Genomic DNA, 17,581 nt, shown 5'->3' with positions numbered 1-17,581 from the left:
CCCCTATTCAGGATCGGTTTATACCTATACGCGCAAGGCATTTGGCGCGTATTTCGGCTTTATTGCCGGTTGGACCTTGTTACTGGATTACATCTTCTTGCCGTTGCTCAGTTATCTGCTGATCGGCATCTACATGTCGGAATATTTTCCCGCTGTGCCTACCGCCGTGTGGGTGCTCGGTTCAATTGCGCTGGTCACCGTTCTAAATCTGGTCGGCATCGAGTCCATCACTCGGGTCAACTGGATACTTGTGGTTGCCCAGTTGGTCTTCATCGTTGTGTTCGTCGCCTTATCGCTTCTCAACTTGAGTGGGCATTCCGCCCCGGTTTCGCTGCTCGCACCTTTCCATCATGAAGGTTTCAGCGTCCCGCTGATCATGGCGGGCGCTGCGGTGCTCTGCCTGTCGTTTCTTGGCTTCGATGCCGTGTCGACCATGGCCGAGGAAACACCCAACCCGCGAAAAACCATTCCGCTCGCCATTATGGTGGTGTCGTTGTTCGGGGGGCTGTTGTTTCTGCTGGTTTCGTATTTCGCCCAAATGGTATTTCCGGAATGGAACAGTTTCGCCGACCCTGATTCAGCCTCAGTGGACGTGATGCGCCGCGTCGGCGGTGAACTGCTGGTGACCGCATTTACCGCGACCTATGTAGCGGGCTGTTTTGCTTCGGCAATGGTCTCCCAGGCGAGTGTCTCGCGCGTGCTGTTCGCGATGGGGCGCGATGGTGCATTGCCGAGTGTGTTCGGCAAGCTGGTCACGAAAAAGCGCGTGCCGGCCACCGCGATCATGCTGGTCAGCCTGTTCTCGCTGATTGCCTTGTTTATAACCCTGGATACCGTCGCCAACATGATCAGCTTCGGCGCGCTCTTCGCGTTCTCGGCGGTGAACCTGGCGGTGATCAAGCATTACCTGGTCGACCAGAAACTACGCGGCACACGCAACTACTTGATGTACGCGGCGCTGCCGGCCCTGGGGTTTCTCAGCACCATTTGGCTATGGACGAGCCTTTCCGGAATGGCGTTCACGATTGGCCTGTGCTGGATGGGCTTGGGGCTGATTTGTTTGTTGGGTGTCACGCGTGGGTTCAGGGCGAAGATGCCGGACTTGCAGATGGCGGAGTGATACATCCCAAAACGGGTAACCGTGCTTCCTGCCTCGATATTCGCGCACCATCCATATCAATAACAACTGACCGTGTAGACGGTCATGTGGGAGTACAACGTGTTCGACCTTAACTACTGGCAGCAGCGTGTTGCCCGCCAATCCTTCATCGACACCGCCTTGATCGGCGGCCAGCCAGTGTCGTCGATATCCGGAGCGACCTTCGACGCCATCAACCCTGCGACCAATCAATTGCTCGCGCGTGTTGCCGCCTGCGGCGAAGAAGACGTCAACCTGGCCGTGCGCTCCGCACGCCAGGCTTTCAATGCCGGCCCTTGGCGGCGCATGTCCCCCGTCGAGCGCAAGAAGATCCTGATCAAACTTTCCGAGTTGCTGATGGTGCACCGCGAAGAGCTGGCGTTGCTCGATTCGCTGAACATGGGCAAGCCGGTGATGGATGCCTACAACGTGGATGTGCCAGGCGCCGCCCACGTCTTCGCCTGGTACGGCGAAGCGCTCGACAAGGTTTACGATCAGGTCGCGCCTACCGCCCGGAATGCATTGGCCACCATCACGCGGGAAGCCTTGGGGGTAGTTGCCGCAGTAGTGCCGTGGAACTTCCCGCTGGACATGGCGGCGTGGAAACTGGCGCCTGCATTGGCGGCCGGCAACAGCGTGGTACTCAAGCCCGCCGAGCAATCGCCATTTTCGGCCCTGCGTCTGGCTCAGCTTGCCTTGGAAGCCGGCATTCCAGAGGGCGTGCTGAACGTGGTACCGGGCCTGGGCGAGAGCGCCGGCAAGGCACTGGGGTTGCATCCGGACGTGGATTGTCTGGTGTTCACCGGCTCCACTCAGGTAGGCAAGTACTTTATGCAGTACTCGGCGCAGTCCAACCTCAAGCAGGTCTGGCTGGAGTGCGGCGGAAAGAGCCCGAACCTGGTGTTTGAAGACTGTCAGGATCTGGACCTGGCTGCGGAGAAGGCCGCCTTCGGTATTTTCTTCAACCAGGGTGAAGTGTGCTCGGCCAATTCCCGCCTGTACGTGCAACGTTCCATCCATGATGAATTTGTTGATCGGTTGATCAGCAAGTCGCGTGCGTGGATGCCCGGAGATCCGCTGAACCCTGGGAGCGCTGCTGGGGCAATCGTCGACAGTGAGCAAACCAGCCGAATTATGAAAGCGGTCGCAGAGGCACGTATTGACGGGGCCACGCTACTGTGCGGTGGCGAGCAATTGAGCATCAATGGGTCTTCAAACTTCATTCAGCCGACGATCTTTGCTGACGTGACCAGCGGCATGCGCATTTCACGGGATGAAGTGTTCGGTCCGGTTCTGGCGGTCAGCGCTTTTGACACTGAGGAAGAGGCGGTGCAGCAAGCCAATGACAGCATCTACGGTCTGGCTGCGTCGGTGTGGAGCGATGATCTGAACCGTGCGCACCGTGTCGCCCGTGCCTTGAATGCCGGAACTGTCTCGGTCAACACCATCGACGCGCTGGATGTGTCGGTGCCGTTTGGCGGAGGCAAGCAGTCAGGCTTCGGTCGCGATCTATCGCTGCATTCGTTTGATAAATACACGCAACTGAAAACCACCTGGTTTCAGTTRCGTTAAGTACGGATGTGAGCGGGTCGCGTACCAGACAATACGCGACCGCTGATACCCACGAGGCAAAAAGCCACACGTTTTTAAATAACGGTTATCAGGGGAGGCCCGCGTCTATTTGCACAATAGACGCGGGAAAGTCGTTACTCGCGCGCGTTCTTGTACAGCATCAACCGTGAGGTTTCATGCATGGCGCGGGTCAACTCGGACAGTCGTTTGAACTCTTCGGGGTGCTGGTCGGCGACGTTGTCCAGCGGTGTCGGTGAGGCCAGGTCATGCAGACTTGGCGAGCTGCCGTCGTGCTCCATTTGAACCATGTAGTGTTGAGTCACGCCGGCAATCAACGGGAATGTGCCTTCGCGCAGTACCAATGGCACCACACGTTCGCCTTCGGGCGCGGGCTGCTGGATATCACGGCCCATGCCGCTGTTGCGGAACTCAAAGCCGGCCATACCCACTACGGTTGGCAGCAAGTCCACCAGGCCGACTGCTTCCTCGACCGTGCGCGTCCCGATCAAGCCTGGCGCGTGGATGATCATCGGCACCGCGTTGCTTTCCAGGCCCAGTTGCTCATACGCCGGTGCCAGGAAAGGGATCTGGGCGATACGGGTGTTGTGGTCGCCAAACATCACGAAAATGGTGTTTTCGTACCAGCCGCCAGCCTTGGCGATTTCCATCAAGCGTCCGATGTTGAAGTCCAGCAAGCGCACGGCGTTGTATTGCTCGACACTGCGCGAGCCTGCGGCCTGGACTTCCTCCAGGGTAGGGTGCTTGACCTCGAATCCGTCATTGCTCTTTGGAATCGTGAAGGGGCGATGGTTACCGGCCGTTTGTACATAGGCGAAGAACGGTTTGTCCTTGGGCAGCGCTTGCAGGATCTGGTCGGTTTCCTTGAACAGGTCCAGATCCGAGATGCCCCAGACATCCACCACTGGGGATTTCCAGTCTCGCTCGTCGAGCAGGCGAACGCCGTCGATACTTTGCTTGATCAAGGCATTCATGTTGGCCCAACCGGAGTTGCCGCCAATGGTGTAGATCTTCTCGTAGCCGGTGAGCGCATTGATCAGCGTGTTTTGCTTGGTGATCATTGGGTTACGCGTCGCGGATTCCTGTCGAGTAACGTCAGGTACCCCGCTGATGCTGGCCCAGACGGTTTTTGCGGTCCCCGTCACCGGCACATAGAAGTGCTTGAAGAACCAGCTCTGCGTGGCCAGACGATCAAGATTGGGCGTTGGATTGATCGGATTGCCATAAGCCCCGACGGCGCTGGTGCCCAGCGACTCAAGCATGACGAACATCACGTTTGGTGGTCGAGAGCCCGGTATCTTGTAAGGTTGTGGCGCCTGGTGGCGGACGAAGTCAAGGGTCTGCGCGTCGGGTTGGTCGACGCCCAGATAGTTGGCCATGACCGCGTAATGTTCGCGCACCTGGGCTTCGTCATAGCGCAAATGGCCGACCTTGACGGTGTCGTAGAAGAAAATCACCGGGTTCAGGCCCAATGCGGCAACCTGGTTATTGCCCGAGAAGAACGCATCGCTCCAGCGCAGCGGTACCGGGTTTTCAAAGTTCAGATGTTCGACACGCCCCAAAATACCCAGCAGCACCAGCACGACCATCAACGCACTACCCCACGTTGCGGAGAGCGCGTGAATAGCTTTGCGGGGGCGGTCCAGCGTGACGCGCTCCAAACGCACCAAGGCCAGCGTCACGAACACGACTGTTGCCAGCCAACCCAGTGAAATCCAGACAACCGGGTAGGTTTGCCAGACCATATCGCGGGATATTTGTGCGTCGTCGATGAAGCGCAACACCGTGGCGTTGATCCTCATGCCGAGGTACGCGTAATGGCCAAAATCGATGATGTAGATCAGCAGCACAGCGCTGAGGATGGCGACCAGGTACACGCGGGCGATGCCGCGAACGAGGCGGCTGCTGATCAGGTTCCAGCGAGGGATCCAGGCCAGCAACGCCAACGGCAGCATGACCAGAATGGCCAGGCGCAAGTCGAAACGAAAGCCGATGCCCAGGGTTGTCAGGACGGCATTTTCTTCGCTCAGGGCTTTGGCGTCGAAACCGGAAAAGCCGAAAAAGAACACCACCCGCAGCAGTGCAAACAACACAAACGCGATCGCTGTTGCGCCCAGCCAGTAATGCAAGCGTCTCGATTTCAGCCAGCCCATCGATGTTTCCCTATTAAGAGTTTCGTTAAATTTTAAACGGAATGGTTTCGCATCGGGCCGCGCAGCGTGATGAGCCGGCGATATCCCCAGCGCGTCGCCAGCACCAGCAAAGCCAGGCAGCAATACAGGCCCAGCAGCGGATCAATCAAGTAATCCCAATAGTTATGAGAAGGTTTGATCCCGACCAAGAAGGCCAAGGTGGCGCTGGTCAACATTACGACGGCCAGGTAATTGCGCAGGTAAAACAGGCTGAATGTAATCAGTGCGACGACAAGCAACAGGGGGCGCGGGCTGAAACCCCGCCGGTAAGGATCCAGTTCACTCAAGCCCAGGGTCGCCGGGTATAGCACCAGAGCCAGCACGGTGAAGAGGATCAATACGCTGATGTGACCACCATGCTGTGCGGGCGGCAACACCTCCAGTCGACGCAAACAGCCCCACACCATGAACACCATTGAGGTGATCGCAAGGTCATCAATGTGGCTGCGCAAGTAAGCCGCCAACGACAACCCGCCCAGCTGAATGAAGCTGGCTGCCAGCAATGCCAGGAGCAGTGCGGTGCGCCAGGCCCTGTTCAGACCAAAAGACGGCATTAGCAGAAAGAGGATCATCGCGAAGCTGAGATGGGCTTGCCACAGACTAATCATTTGAGACGCTCGGACAGCCACGCATCGTTGAAGGTGACGTGTTTGATGAAGGTGTTGTTCCAGGAATAAACCAAGTGATACATCCCGTCCGGGCTGCGGATAAAGTACGGGTATTCGTATTCAAACTCACACCCGTCGTTTTTGCAGACACGGTTGTCGAGGTTGGCGAGGAATTGCGCTTCCAACGGTTGGCGGAGCTTGCCACTGGATCCGCGGAACTCAATCCCGATGATTTCCTTGTAGGCGAGGGGTGAAAACGGATCGCCCTCGGGATCCGGTGATTTGTCCAGATCGTGCACCAGGCGCCAATCGTCCATTTTCGCATCGGTGAGATAGAGGCTCAGCTTGAAGCGCCCCTCCTGCAGGTCATTGAGCGCTACCAGCATCCCGTGTTCGGGCGTCGCAACGGCTGCCAACGAGGAATTCGGGTTCGAAGGCACGAGCGGAAAAGGTTCGCTCCAGGTTTGCYCGGCATCCTCGGTGCGGCTCGCCAGGACTCGATGGTGGGTTTCGCCGGCGTAGCGCAACAAAGCGATACCGTGTTGACCATCCATTGGGACGACCGCGGGTTGCAATGAATTATTGCCGTGGCTGATGCGGTATTTATCGATCACTTCACCGTTTGCGCTCAAGTACAGGTACTCGGCAAACTTGCCCAGAAATTCGTGGTAGACCGGCAAGCCGATGGATCCGTCGACATGAAACACCGGTGCCGACCGGACCAGGGTGCTGATGTTCAGAAAGGGTGACGTGATCAATTGGCGCGGCGCCGACCAATTCTCACCAAAGTCGTCTGAAACCATCACGTTGACTGCGCTACCGGCCCAGCCGCCCATGGATACGGAGACGTAGAACAGCCAAAGGCGATTGTCCGGCGCGAGCGCCACGACCGGGTTGCCCAGTTTGCGAATGTATTTTCGGGTGCTTTGCTGGGTCGAATCCCGGGTCGCCATCACCCGTTCCTCCCCCCACTCACCGGTACTCACGTCGAAACGGGCGGAGCGCACCTGCACATCGGCTGCGCCTTCGCGAGAGCCAGCGAACCAGACGGCCATCAGGCTACCGTCAGGCAAGGCAGTCACCGCCGAGGAATGCACGAAGTCCACCAGCCCGGAGGAGGCGAAACGGCTGGTATAAATGGGCTTGGCCGCTGCATCCGTCACAGCCGGAGCCGGACTTGCCAGGGCAAATGAAGAATGCTTGGGGGCAGGGTGGGTAAGCCATGCGCCCGCAAATAGGCTAGCCAGGGCAAGGTAAACACAGAGGGCGGGAATGCTGGGAAACTTGATGCGCATAATTACGGCGTTGGCCTCTCATGGCCCGATAAAGCGCACAAGCTAACACTCGCTAGTACAAGGATCGGATTTTATGAATTTTTCTTTTGTAAGCAGTTATTTGTAACATGTTGCCTGTCAGCCTACAAAGGCTGATTGATTCGCAGACGCTAATAGGCCAGCCAGGCACAACAGTAACGCTTTCGGATTCAGCCGGCTCACGCGAAGCCCCTTGATCGAGCTCTTTCAGGAGCCCGACGCCTGACGGTCTGTCGAACGGGTAGCAACTGGCGTATTCAAGCAAGGCGGAATCGCCGGAAGCTACCGCATTTAGCGCTATTCGTCCACGCTGACGCCCGATCCCCCTAACTCCTTGGGGACATCCTTCAGCTTGGGCAATCCATCTTTTATGCGCAGCACCGTCTCCTGATAGTGGACGTGAACGCCGGGCGAATACGCGAGATCCGGGATGACCGCCGCATACACGTCGATGAGGCCCATCCCCGGGTGTTCGGTGAAAAGGTGCCCGCCGCAGTTCTTGCACCATTTGCGATAGCTCTGCGGTGTCTTGTTGTAGGTGCCAATGTGGTCGGCCCCCCGAGTGACTTGCACCGCCTCGGGCTTCCACAACGTGAAGGCATTGACCGGCCCTGCTGACCAGTGCCGACATGACTCGCAATGGCAATAGCCCATTGCGGCCGGCTCACCGCTGACGGTGAATTCGACTGCGCCGCAGAAACAACTGCCTTTATAAGACCTTTGAATGCTCATGAAATGGCTCCTTGATCAATGGTTGGGGATCGCCTGGGCGTTGCCTGGCTTCACCCGTCGATGTAGTGCACCGCTGTCGCCGGCGTGCGTCGAACCTGCAGTTCGAAAATGTCAGGGCGCGCATAATGCCCGGTGACGTCGAGCGCCCGCCGCGCTGGCGCCACGAGTGAGACGTCGATATCCGCATACAGAATGCCTGCCTCTCGGTGTAATGGACCGGCCACGATCCTTCCTTGAGGATTGACCACCACCGAGTCGCCGTCGTTGATCCACTCGTCCGGATCGGGAAACAGTTGCGCACGAGCCGGAAAGTCATCGGGGATGTCGCTACCGCGCAGCGCGGTGCCACTGCCGAGCACCCAGCAGCGGCCTTCGAGTGCGATGTGACGCATTGTGCAGATCCAGCTCTCGCCAGAGTCGTACGTGGGAGCGATGTAGATTTCCACCCCCTGGGCATACAGTGAATAGCGCGCCAATGGCATGTAGTTTTCCCAGCAGATAAGCGCACCCAGGCGGCCGATGGGGGTATCGACCGTACGCAATCCGGACGCATCACCGAAGCCATGCACCATGCGCTCAGGATTCGTTGGCATCAGCTTGCGGTGTCGGTTGAGCACTTCGCCGTTCGTACCGATAACGACTACGCTGTTGTAGAGCGTGCCGCCTCCATTGCGCCGCTCGCATTCATTGAAGCCACAGACGATCGTCACGGCGTGAGCGCGGGCGGCCTCGCACAATTCGCTCAGGTCACCGTTCGCGATATCAACGGCGTTGGCCAGTAGCCTCGCGTGCAGCTGGCCCATTAAAGCCCCGTCTTTTCCCGCCGCCAGCCGCCAGATCCACGACGGATAACCTGGAATGAACTGTTCGGGTAAAACAATCAACGAGGCCCCCGCCGCCGCAGCCTCCGTGACTGATTGCACGGCTCGGGCGATCGTCGCGCTGCGGTCGAGCAGCACGGGCGGGCGCTGAATGATGGCTATTGTGGTCATGGCGTTCTCCTGGGGCGGTTGGCAATCGAGGGCTTCAGCGTGCGCGTGGCGAAGTCGCGGGACTAGTTCAGAATCTGAAGCGTTGTAGTTGCGGAGGACAGGCGATGGACGAAAGCTACGGTCAGTTCTGCACGGTCGCGCGCGGTGCTGAAGCACTGTGCGAGCGCTGGACGCCTTTGGTCGTGCGCGAGTTGTTGTGCGGCAGTAAACGCTTCAATGAACTGCACCGTGGCGTACCCCGGATGTCCACCAGCTTGCTGGCACAGCGACTGCGCCACTTGGAAGAGATCGGTGTTGTACAACGCACGGCCGCAGGCAGCGTCTGGGAGTACAGCCTGACCGAGGCGGGCGAGGATTTGCGCCCCATCATCATGGCGCTGGGTCATTGGGGCGCGCGCTGGATAGGCAGTCGCCTTCGCGATAACGAACTCGACGCGGGCCTGCTCATGTGGGACGTGCGCCGGTTCGTGCGCATCGAGATGTTCCCGTCCCGAGCGGTGGTCATCCACTTCCGGTTCCGCGACGCGCGGTCAGGCGAGCAAGAGTGGTGGCTGGTGGTCGAGCATGGCGTGGCAGATCTGTGCCGCGACGACCCCGGCCGCGAACTCACGCTCGTCGTCGACTCTAGTGTGCGTGCTTTGACCGAGGTGTGGACGGGCGACCGCACACCCAGGGAGGTTCTTCTGTCGCAAGAGCTGCGTGTAGACGGCGCCGTGCAGGATGCGCAAAACTTGTGGCGCTGGCTGGGTACAAGTGCATTCGCCGGTACCCGTAGCGCTGCAATCCAGCCTTTGCATTAGCCACTGTTCGCGTTGCGTCCGACCTTGGAGCGCCCAATGCCGCCCATCACCGCGCGCCTGGTGGCGCCATTGGTTCTGTGCCTGACACTTGAAGTTTCAGCCCAGGCCCCCACTTGCCCGGCTGGCGAGAAACAGGTTTGCCCGGACAGCTGCATCTGCCTGCCAGACGTGGGACCGCTGCTTGGTTCCTTGCCTGAAGGTATCTACCAGGTCGCGGCACTTGCCCTGGCAATGTGGCTGACCCAAGCCCGCGCTGAAGCAGCCACCGCCGACATCCAACCCATTCCATCGCACATCCGGGAGCAACTGCTGCGCTGGTACGACCCCAGCGTCCTCGATTCCGTGCGCTACAAAGTCAGCGACAACGGTCAATTCAGCGCCGCCAATGCCATGCTGCAAAATCCCGATGTCGGGGCCGTGACGCTGATCGACATTATCCTCTTCCGGGACGCTCAAACCTCACAGCAGAACATCGCGCTCTGGGCTCACGAATTGAAGCATGTGCAGCAGTATCAGGAATGGGGGGTTGCGGGATTTGCCCAGCGGTATACACAAGATTTCAATGCTGTGGAGGCACCGGCTTATGCCATACAGGCTGAGGTCAGACAATCAGTGCGCAATGGGACTTATTGAAGCAAATCAGTGGTGAATCAAAAGGTTGTTTTCATCGTCAGGTACACCGCGCCCCGGTCTTCAATCGTCGCACCCGCACCGGAGAAGGACGAGTAGCCACCGGCGTAACAGGCGTAGTTTTCGTTGCCACTAAAAGCGTTCGGGGTGGAGCCGTCACCACCGTTCGGGCCGGTACTCACACCACTGGTATTGCACTTGTCGGTTTGACCGAAGGCGTCCACGTATTTCAGATCGACAAAGTATTTGTTGTACACAATCGCACCGACGCCCACCGCATAGTTGCCGGTGTCCTTGGCACCGCCACCGGCCACCGGTGACACGCCAGCGAGGCCGACGATGACGGACAGTGGCGCGTTGAGGTCAACACCGGGGAGCACCTGGTACCAGGTCGGTGTGAAGTTGACCGCCAGGCCCCAGTTGTCCCGGGTCGGCTGGTCGACGCCACGATAGCTGCCTTTGCCCTTGTAGAGCGCTTCGTTCTTGTCATCGAGCTGGAGCAGGTTGCTGTAGTACAGCTCGGCCAGCAGCGTTGCCGAATCGAACAACGCCGTTTTCGGTAGGGGTAACAGGCCATTCAGCGTCCAGTGCAAGGTGTCGCCGGTGGCACTCATGCTGTCGCCCCGGCTCGGGGTGTCGTAGATCACACCGGTGGAAGCCGTGCGCGCCGGCAACAGGCCGAGGCCCTGGCCCAGGCCCAGCGGGCTGGTAGAGCTGACGATGGCCGGGATACTGGCCAGCGGCATGTTGTGACGGATGTTCAGGTCCGAACCCACACTCACAACGCCGACATCCTTGGACAGGCTCAGACCGGCAATCTTGATGTTGTCGGCATAGGCCAGTTGGTAGGTGGCGGTGCTCAACGAGTTGAGCGTGTTGACCAGCGCCGGCACTTGCCCGGCTGGCCGGGTGCCGTTCGGGTTGGCCGAGGAGATGCCTCGGGTATCCAGCCAGGCTTGCGGCAGGATGTCCGAGGTTTCGCGGTAGTAGACGCCGAGCGTCCCGTCCAGCCAGGCCGGCGACCACTTGGCCATCACGCCCCAGTCACCGCTATTGTGCGGATCCAGGTCATGACCGCGACGCACGTTGGTCAACGCATTGCACGATGCCAGCCCACACCCCAGCGGGCTGCCCGGAACCACGGCGTTGGTGTTGCCCAACAGGAACGATTTGGCACCAAAGCCCACCAGATCGGAACCCCCGTAATAGGTGCCCGCTTCCGGCAGGCGAGCGGCGTCCCAATCCAGGAAGTACTGGGCACCCACGGTCAACTCGGAGTTCACGGTGAACGACATCGACAGCTGGTTACGCGGCACGAACAACTCCTTGGCTTCCGTGCCCGGCGACGCCGCCAGTTTGGCCAGGTCGAGGCCGGACTGGCCATAGCTGATCGAGTGCACCGGGTTGAGAATGGTCTCGCCCCAGAACACGTTGTGCTGACCGGCCTTGGCGCTGAACAACGACTCCTCGCCCACCTCGGTGCTGTAGAACACGAACGCATCGAGGATTTCGCCCGACGGACCGCTGTAATAACGCTGGGCGTAGTTGCTCAGGTGCGGGCTGCCAAAGCCGACGTTGTCGTTGGTGACGGGGGCCAGGCGTGGATCGTTGGCGACCAGACCGGAGCGCGAGTCATTGCCGTTGACGAACGGGTTRGAGTTGGAACCGGTGTTGKCATASGCCTKGTCGTACCARCTGGCGGCACTGACGCGAAAGCCCATGGCGTTCTTGTAGACCACRTCCATCTCGSTCAACARGTCGACACGGTTGGTGATGTTGGTTCCGGACTTGCGRAAGTTGTARTCGCCATCGTTGTTGTTTGGCGTYCCCARCATGCGYKTGTCRGCRCTTTCGGTGCGCACACCGTAGTTGTACYTGAYGGTGTTATCGATACGCGCGGYCCARTCCGGATTGCCGGTATCCAGTTCAACCGCCCGGGCGGTCGGCAGGGAAGCCGCCAGGATGGCCGAAGCTAGCAAGGAGTAGCGCGAAACCGTGAACCCTTGACGCTTATTGTTGGGCATTGCGTGTCTCCGCCTGCTTTTATTTTTTACAAGCGTAGCGGCATTCCTGCGCTCCCTTGTTCCACAAAATTTCCTTGATGATGTCTTTTAACGGTTTTTAGGCCTCAAGCATGACAGTGGAGTAAAAAATTCACAGATCAACGGTGTTGAATTAAATATTCCACTGATTTAGTCTCAATCCCGCGTTGCACGAGATCAACAGCTGTTAGCACCTAAAAACAAACAATCGGGAGCAAACATGAAAGCGAAAGTGATGTTGGGATTGTTCATGACGGCCGCAGTTTCTCTGCCAGCCTGGGCCGCTGACTGGACCGTGGGTGCTAACGTTGGCAACGTGCCTTGGGAGTTTCAGGATTCCAAAGGCGAGTTTGTCGGCTTCGAAGTCGATGTTGTCAATGAGGTGGCCAAACGCGCCGGGAAAAGCGTCGAGTTCGTCAACATTCCTTTCAACGGCCTGTTCAGTGCCGTGCAATCCAAACGGGTCGACATCGCTATTTCATCCATCACCATCACCCCTAAACGCCTCGAATCGGTGGCCTTTGCGCAGCCGTACTTCGACAGCGACCAGTCCCTCACTGCCCTGACCACCTCCAAGGTCAAGAGCCTGGCCGATATGAACGGCAAGGTTGTGGGTGTCGACACCGGGTCGACAGGCGACATGTGGATTGGCCAGCACAAGGACGAGTACAAGTTTGAAGATGTTTCGCGTTACGAAGGGCTTTCTCCGGCCATGCTCGATCTGGGTTCGGGGCGAATCGATGGTTATCTCAGCGACATTCCGGCAGTGCTTTATTACATCAAGGACAAACCGCAGTATTCCATCGTTGCGCGAATTCCCACCGGCGAACGCTATTCGCTGATGCACGCTAAAGGCTGGGAAATGAGTGACCAGGTCAACGACATCATCAGCAAGATGAAAGAAGACGGCACACTTGGGAAAATCCATAAACAGTGGTTTGGCACCGAAGCCAATAAAGATTCCAGCACCCTGCAGGTGACCGCTGTCCTCAAGTAAGCCTTGCCGATAATGCGTGAAAGTGGCGACACCAGTTCGCCACTTGTATTGACCGAGGTAACCCATGGATCTTTTGCAGACATTTTTTAACTGGAACGTGCTCGTCGAATCGCTTCCGCTGATGATGCGCGGCCTGGGCGTAACCATTGTGCTGGGGGCGGTGAGTATTGCCCTGGGCTTGGTGGGCGGGCTTTTGCTGGCATTGTTGCGGTTGTACTCCTACGCACCGGTTCGAGCACTTGCGCGTGTCTACATCGATATCATGCGCTCCATTCCGCTGCTGGTTTTGCTGGTGCTGATCTATTACGCGCTGCCTTTTGTCGGGATTCGGCTGTCATCATTTGCGGCTGCTGCCAGCGCACTCTCGCTGGTCTCATGCGCCTACAGTGCAGAGATTTTTCGTTCGGGCATCGAAGCCATTCCCCGTGGTCAGTTCGAAGCATCGGCCTCTCAGGGCATGAGCTTTTTCAACACCATGCGCGACGTCATTTTGCCGCAGGCCATCCGCATCGTAATGCCGCCCATGACCAGCAATTGCATCAACGTCATGAAAGATACGGCGCTCGCCTCGGTGGTAGCGATGCCTGACTTGCTGAAGCAGGCCACCCAGGCGCAGGCGCTGGCGGCCAACCCGACACCGCTGGTAGGGGCTGCCTTGTTGTACCTGTTGCTGCTGTTGCCATTGGTGCAAATGGTGAGTTGGGTTGAGCGTCGTAACGCCTCAGGAGGAAAAACCGCATGAGCACGTTGATCGACATTGAAAAACTCGACAAGTACTACGGCAACTTCAAGGCGTTAAGCGATATCAACCTGCAGGTTGAAGAAGGCGAAGTGGTGGTCATTCTGGGCCCGTCCGGCTCGGGAAAATCGACCTTGATCCGCTGCATCAATCTGCTTGAAAACTACCAGCAAGGGCATATCCGCGTGGCCGGTGAACGGGTTGAAAGCGGTCCGCGACTGGCTTCCATCCGCAGTGAAGTGGGCATGGTGTTTCAGAGTTTCAATCTCTATCCGCACCTTACGGTGCTCGATAATGTGTCGCTGGCGCCGATCCGTGTGCGCGGTCTGAGTCGGCGTGATGCGCATGCCAGGGCCAAGGAATTGCTGGTGAAGGTCGGCATGGGCGATCACGCGCACAAGTACCCCAGCCAATTGTCCGGTGGCCAGCAGCAGCGTGTTGCCATTGCCCGCACCATGGCCATGGAGCCCCGCGCGATTCTGTTCGACGAACCGACTTCGGCACTGGACCCGGAAATGGTCGGCGAGGTCCTCGACGTCATGCAAAACCTCGCGCGTTCCGGGGTCACGATGGTCGTGGTCACTCACGAAATGGGCTTTGCCCGGCGGGTCGCCGACCGAGTGATCTTCATGGAAAGCGGACGCATTGTTGAGCAGAACACCCCTGAACCGTTTTTTACCGCACCGCAGGAACCCCGCACACAGGCGTTCCTGCAAGCCATCTTGCATCATTGATTCAGACTGGAGAAAAGAAGAGTGAATCCTCTCGATATTGATTACGTTCGCAAGCAATTTCCAGGTCTCGCCAGCGGTTATGCGTACATGGATAACGCCGGTGGCTCGATGGTGCTGAGCGCCGTGGCGGAGCGGGTCAGCGATTACCTGCTCAACAGCAGCGTGCAACTAGGCGCGTCTTACCAACCGTCTGTCGATGCTGGCGAGCGCGTGATGCAAGCGCGTCACGCGGTGATGCAGTTGATCAACGCCGAGCATCCCGAAGAAGTGATCATGGGCGGCTCGACCACCCACTTGCTGCAAATTCTGTGTCGTGCCATCGCTCCGTCCATCGGTGCGGGCGATGAAATCATCGTCACCAATTGTGATCACGAAGCCAACATCGGTCCATGGGTCAAGCTGTGCGAAAGCCGCGGTGCAACCCTGCGTGTATGGCAGGTCAACCCAGAAAGCTGCGAGCTTGAGCTGGATGATCTTCAGGTCTTGCTCAATGACCAAACCCGTTATGTGGCCATGACCCACACTTCGAATATTCTCGGTTCGGTCAACCCGGTTGCCGAGGTTGCGCGGCGGGTCCATGCGGTGGGCGCCAAGCTGTGCGTGGACGCCGTCGCTTATGCGCCACACCGTCTGGTGGATGTGCAGGCCAGCGGCGCCGATTTCTACGTCTACAGCTTCTACAAAACCTTCGGTCCGCACTTTGCTGTGCTATGGGGACGCCGGTATCTGTTGCTGGAGTTGCCGAGCCTCAACCATTTCTTTATCGGCCAGGACGTAGTGCCTTATAAACTGCAGCCCGGTAACGTCAACTATGAGTTGTCCTTCGGCTGCATCGGCATTTGCGATTACCTGCTCGACATCAGCACCCGGCTTGGCGCCGAAGGCAGCGAGCGCAAACGCATGCAGGCGGCTTTCGATGCATTCGAAGTACAGGAAGATCTGCTCGCCGAGCGTTTGCTGGCCTTTTTACGTCAGCGCGAAGGTGTTCGAATCATCGGCAAGGCGCATACGCGCAATCGAGTGCCAACAATCAGTTTTGTGGTCGAGGGCGTTCAGTCCGAGGCAGTCGTGCGCAGCGTCGATGAGCACCGGATAGGCATCCGCTTTGGTGATTTCTATGCGCGGCGGCTGATCGAAGCCCTTGGGCTTGAGCGCTTTGGCGGGGTAGTGCGGGTGTCGCTGGCACATTACAACACGCTGGAAGAAGTCGACCGGCTCATCGCAGCGCTAGATCAAGCCATCACGGCGTTACGTTGATCGACGCACACACTTTTTAATTGACGAGCCTTCCCTATGGCCTTACCTGAAACCCTTGCAGCGCTGCGTGACACTATCGCGGCCCAGCACGAACAACTGACCGGTCGCCTGCGCGATGCAGCACGATTCCTGATCGACAACCCGCATGAGGTCGCTCTCAGTACGGTGGCCGAACTGGGCAAGCGCTCAAACATCGCGCCTTCGGCTTATATTCGGCTGGCTCAGGCCCTGGGCTTTTCAGGTTTCAAGGACTTGCAGCGGTTGTTCCGCGCACCACTGCAACAGGCTGCCGACACCCACTATAGCGAGCGAATCCGCCACTACGGCGGTGAAACGTTGCTGGAAGATCCGAGTGATGTCGGCGGGATTTTGCGGGAGTTCAGCCAAGCCAATATCGTTTCTCTGGAGCATCTGGCAGAGGGCGGCGAGCAAGCCAATATCGAAGCGGCTATCGCCCACTTGCAAGCCGCTCGAACCACCTTCGTCATCGGCATGCGTCGGGCGTTTCCGGTGGCGGCGTACCTCAGCTATGCATTGAGCCGTGTCGGTCAGCGCACCGTGCACATCAGTGGCGCTGGCGGCACGTTGCCCGAGCAGGTCAGTGCGATTGCCGATGATGATTTGTTGATCGCTGTCAGCTTTCCGCCGTACGCCCATGACACCGTTGAGGCCTGTCGTCAGGCGAGGGAAGCGGGTGTGACGCTGGTTGCGATCACTGACAGCGTGCTCAGCCCTATCGGGCAGATGGCCGATACGGTGATTGAGGTCAACGATGCCGAGTTACTGGGCTTTCGCTCACTCACAGCTTCGTTCTGCATAGCGCAAACCCTGGCCATGGGGCTGGCCTTTCGCGAGTGGGGTTCCCTGAGTCATGACCGGTTGAACGATATCGACTGTTAAACCCCTGGTTTCACCCTTGATCCATTAGCCAGAATTTCAGGAGTAAATCCCGATGGTTTCACCTGCCCGCGATTTGATCGGTTACGGTAAAAAACGCCCTCAAGGCACATGGCCCAATGGTGCGCGTTTGGCCGTCAGCCTCGTCATTAACTACGAAGAAGGTTCCGAGCGCTCGCTGGCCATGGGCGATCCGGACCAGGAGTCGATGACCGAATGGGGCAGTTATTCAATACCCGACGGCACCCGCAATCTGGCGATGGAGTCGATGTATGAGTACGGTTCTCGCGTCGGCATCTGGCGAATTCTGGATATCCTCGAACAGCAATCGGTTCGCGCGACGTTTCATGCCTGCGCAGTAGCCTTTGAGCAAAACCCTGATGTCGCCCATGCGGCGGTGGCCGGTGGTCATGAAATTTGCAGTCACGGCTATCGTTGGGAGGAAGTCTTTCGCCTGACCGAAGAACAGGAACGTGAACACATCCGCTTGGCGATCGAGTCATTCGAGCGCACCTGTGGCAAGCGTCCTGTTGGCTGGTATTGCCGCTATGGTGCCAGCGTCAACACCCGTCGCCTGGTCGTGGAAGAGGGTGGCTTTCTCTACGATTCCGATGCCTACAACGATGATGTTCCCTACTTTGTCGAGGTTGAAGGTCAGCGTCACCTCGTAGTGCCTTACACCGCCGACGTGAACGATTTTCGCTACTGGAACTCGCCGGGGCTGTCCCAGGCCTCGGACTTTTTCGAGTACATGAAGGAAAGCTTCGAGGTCCTTTATGAGGAATCGGCTGAAGGCCCCCGCATGATGTCGATCGGGTTGCATCCACGCATGGTGGGTCGTCCCGGGCGGGTGAGGGCGATCAAGCAGTTCATCGAGTATGCCAAGCAACACGGTGGGGTCTGGTTCGCCACGCGTGAAG

General features: G+C 58.3%; 16 protein-coding genes. 10 read left to right on the top strand and 6 right to left on the bottom strand.

What is annotated here, in order from left to right; translation table 11 throughout:
• Together AC1DRJ_RS08270 and AC1DRJ_RS08265 are read left to right on the top strand one after the other, a co-directional pair.
• A partial coding sequence (locus AC1DRJ_RS08270) for an APC family permease (RefSeq protein WP_477801691.1) occupies nucleotides 1–1,120 on the top strand: 1,120 nt, incomplete at its 5' end.
• Between the two features lie 99 nt (nucleotides 1,121–1,219).
• Nucleotides 1,220–2,710 carry an aldehyde dehydrogenase gene (locus tag AC1DRJ_RS08265; RefSeq protein ID WP_477801690.1) on the top strand — a complete coding sequence of 497 codons (1,491 nt, stop codon included), beginning with the start codon at nucleotides 1,220–1,222 and terminating at the stop codon, nucleotides 2,708–2,710.
• Between the two features lie 134 nt (nucleotides 2,711–2,844).
• On the opposite strand, the gene AC1DRJ_RS08260 is transcribed toward AC1DRJ_RS08265, so the two are convergent.
• The 5 genes from AC1DRJ_RS08260 to AC1DRJ_RS08240 all read right to left on the bottom strand — a co-directional run bounded on the left by AC1DRJ_RS08260 (nucleotide 2,845) and on the right by AC1DRJ_RS08240 (nucleotide 8,565).
• The gene (locus tag AC1DRJ_RS08260) at nucleotides 2,845–4,881 is read right to left on the bottom strand and encodes an LTA synthase family protein (RefSeq protein ID WP_477801689.1); all 2,037 of its coding nucleotides are present in this window, start codon (nucleotides 4,879–4,881) and stop codon (nucleotides 2,845–2,847) included.
• Nucleotides 4,882–4,913: 32 nt separating this feature from the next.
• A complete protein-coding gene (locus tag AC1DRJ_RS08255) occupies nucleotides 4,914–5,528 on the bottom strand; it encodes a hypothetical protein (protein WP_477801688.1) in 615 nt (204 codons plus the stop codon).
• Nucleotides 5,525–6,823 (bottom strand): sialidase family protein, encoded by a 1,299-nt coding sequence (locus AC1DRJ_RS08250; RefSeq protein WP_477801687.1) that lies wholly within the window; start codon nucleotides 6,821–6,823, stop codon nucleotides 5,525–5,527. Before AC1DRJ_RS08250 ends, AC1DRJ_RS08255 begins: the two co-directional genes overlap by 4 nt.
• A gap of 315 nt (nucleotides 6,824–7,138) precedes the next feature.
• Nucleotides 7,139–7,573 (bottom strand): GFA family protein, encoded by a 435-nt coding sequence (locus AC1DRJ_RS08245; RefSeq protein ID WP_477801686.1) that lies wholly within the window; start codon nucleotides 7,571–7,573, stop codon nucleotides 7,139–7,141.
• 50 nt (nucleotides 7,574–7,623) lie between these two features.
• Nucleotides 7,624–8,565 carry a carbon-nitrogen hydrolase family protein gene (locus AC1DRJ_RS08240; protein WP_477801685.1) on the bottom strand — a complete coding sequence of 314 codons (942 nt, stop codon included), beginning with the start codon at nucleotides 8,563–8,565 and terminating at the stop codon, nucleotides 7,624–7,626.
• A gap of 104 nt (nucleotides 8,566–8,669) precedes the next feature.
• Between AC1DRJ_RS08240 and AC1DRJ_RS08235 the strand changes: the two genes are divergently transcribed.
• Together AC1DRJ_RS08235 and AC1DRJ_RS08230 are read left to right on the top strand one after the other, a co-directional pair.
• Nucleotides 8,670–9,365 carry a winged helix-turn-helix transcriptional regulator gene (locus AC1DRJ_RS08235; RefSeq protein WP_477801684.1) on the top strand — a complete coding sequence of 232 codons (696 nt, stop codon included), beginning with the start codon at nucleotides 8,670–8,672 and terminating at the stop codon, nucleotides 9,363–9,365.
• Between the two features lie 36 nt (nucleotides 9,366–9,401).
• On the top strand, nucleotides 9,402–9,998 hold the full coding sequence (locus AC1DRJ_RS08230; RefSeq protein ID WP_477801683.1) for an eCIS core domain-containing protein: 597 nt from the start codon (nucleotides 9,402–9,404) through the stop codon (nucleotides 9,996–9,998).
• A 17-nt stretch (nucleotides 9,999–10,015) separates the two neighbouring features.
• Here the strand turns inward: AC1DRJ_RS08230 and AC1DRJ_RS08225 are convergent, their stop codons facing one another.
• Nucleotides 10,016–12,019 (bottom strand): DUF1302 domain-containing protein, encoded by a 2,004-nt coding sequence (locus AC1DRJ_RS08225; RefSeq protein ID WP_477801682.1) that lies wholly within the window; start codon nucleotides 12,017–12,019, stop codon nucleotides 10,016–10,018.
• A 238-nt stretch (nucleotides 12,020–12,257) separates the two neighbouring features.
• Between AC1DRJ_RS08225 and AC1DRJ_RS08220 the strand changes: the two genes are divergently transcribed.
• The 6 genes from AC1DRJ_RS08220 to AC1DRJ_RS08195 all read left to right on the top strand — a co-directional run.
• A complete protein-coding gene (locus tag AC1DRJ_RS08220; RefSeq protein ID WP_477801681.1) occupies nucleotides 12,258–13,034 on the top strand; it encodes a transporter substrate-binding domain-containing protein in 777 nt (258 codons plus the stop codon).
• Between the two features lie 64 nt (nucleotides 13,035–13,098).
• Nucleotides 13,099–13,776, top strand: a complete 678-nt coding sequence (locus tag AC1DRJ_RS08215) for an amino acid ABC transporter permease (RefSeq protein ID WP_477801680.1) — start codon at nucleotides 13,099–13,101, stop codon at nucleotides 13,774–13,776.
• Nucleotides 13,773–14,507 (top strand): amino acid ABC transporter ATP-binding protein, encoded by a 735-nt coding sequence (locus tag AC1DRJ_RS08210; protein ID WP_477801679.1) that lies wholly within the window; start codon nucleotides 13,773–13,775, stop codon nucleotides 14,505–14,507. The genes AC1DRJ_RS08215 and AC1DRJ_RS08210 overlap by 4 nt, the downstream gene beginning before the upstream one ends.
• A 21-nt stretch (nucleotides 14,508–14,528) precedes the next feature.
• Nucleotides 14,529–15,764, top strand: a complete 1,236-nt coding sequence (locus AC1DRJ_RS08205; RefSeq protein WP_477801678.1) for a cysteine desulfurase-like protein — start codon at nucleotides 14,529–14,531, stop codon at nucleotides 15,762–15,764.
• A 36-nt stretch (nucleotides 15,765–15,800) separates the two neighbouring features.
• Nucleotides 15,801–16,664 (top strand): MurR/RpiR family transcriptional regulator, encoded by an 864-nt coding sequence (locus tag AC1DRJ_RS08200; protein WP_477801677.1) that lies wholly within the window; start codon nucleotides 15,801–15,803, stop codon nucleotides 16,662–16,664.
• Between the two features lie 52 nt (nucleotides 16,665–16,716).
• Nucleotides 16,717–17,581, top strand: an 865-nt coding sequence (locus tag AC1DRJ_RS08195; RefSeq protein ID WP_477801676.1) for an allantoinase PuuE, incomplete at its 3' end; no start/stop codon positions are given.

The organism is Pseudomonas sp. P5_B2 (genome assembly GCF_056400445.1).
This window is presented reverse-complemented; position numbering and strand designations above follow the sequence as displayed.

Excerpts from the sequence above, each read along its gene's own strand:
- AC1DRJ_RS08260 (WP_477801689.1), bottom strand. The coding sequence starts at position 4,881 with ATGGGCTGGCTGAAATCGAGACGCTTGCATTACTGGCTGGGCGCAACA.
- AC1DRJ_RS08255 (WP_477801688.1), bottom strand. The coding sequence starts at position 5,528 with ATGATTAGTCTGTGGCAAGCCCATCTCAGCTTCGCGATGATCCTCTTT.
- AC1DRJ_RS08245 (WP_477801686.1), bottom strand. The coding sequence starts at position 7,573 with ATGAGCATTCAAAGGTCTTATAAAGGCAGTTGTTTCTGCGGCGCAGTC.
- AC1DRJ_RS08240 (WP_477801685.1), bottom strand. The coding sequence starts at position 8,565 with ATGACCACAATAGCCATCATTCAGCGCCCGCCCGTGCTGCTCGACCGC.
- AC1DRJ_RS08235 (WP_477801684.1), top strand. The coding sequence starts at position 8,670 with ATGGACGAAAGCTACGGTCAGTTCTGCACGGTCGCGCGCGGTGCTGAA.
- AC1DRJ_RS08230 (WP_477801683.1), top strand. The coding sequence starts at position 9,402 with ATGCCGCCCATCACCGCGCGCCTGGTGGCGCCATTGGTTCTGTGCCTG.
- AC1DRJ_RS08220 (WP_477801681.1), top strand. The coding sequence starts at position 12,258 with ATGAAAGCGAAAGTGATGTTGGGATTGTTCATGACGGCCGCAGTTTCT.
- AC1DRJ_RS08215 (WP_477801680.1), top strand. The coding sequence starts at position 13,099 with ATGGATCTTTTGCAGACATTTTTTAACTGGAACGTGCTCGTCGAATCG.
- AC1DRJ_RS08210 (WP_477801679.1), top strand. The coding sequence starts at position 13,773 with ATGAGCACGTTGATCGACATTGAAAAACTCGACAAGTACTACGGCAAC.
- AC1DRJ_RS08200 (WP_477801677.1), top strand. The coding sequence starts at position 15,801 with ATGGCCTTACCTGAAACCCTTGCAGCGCTGCGTGACACTATCGCGGCC.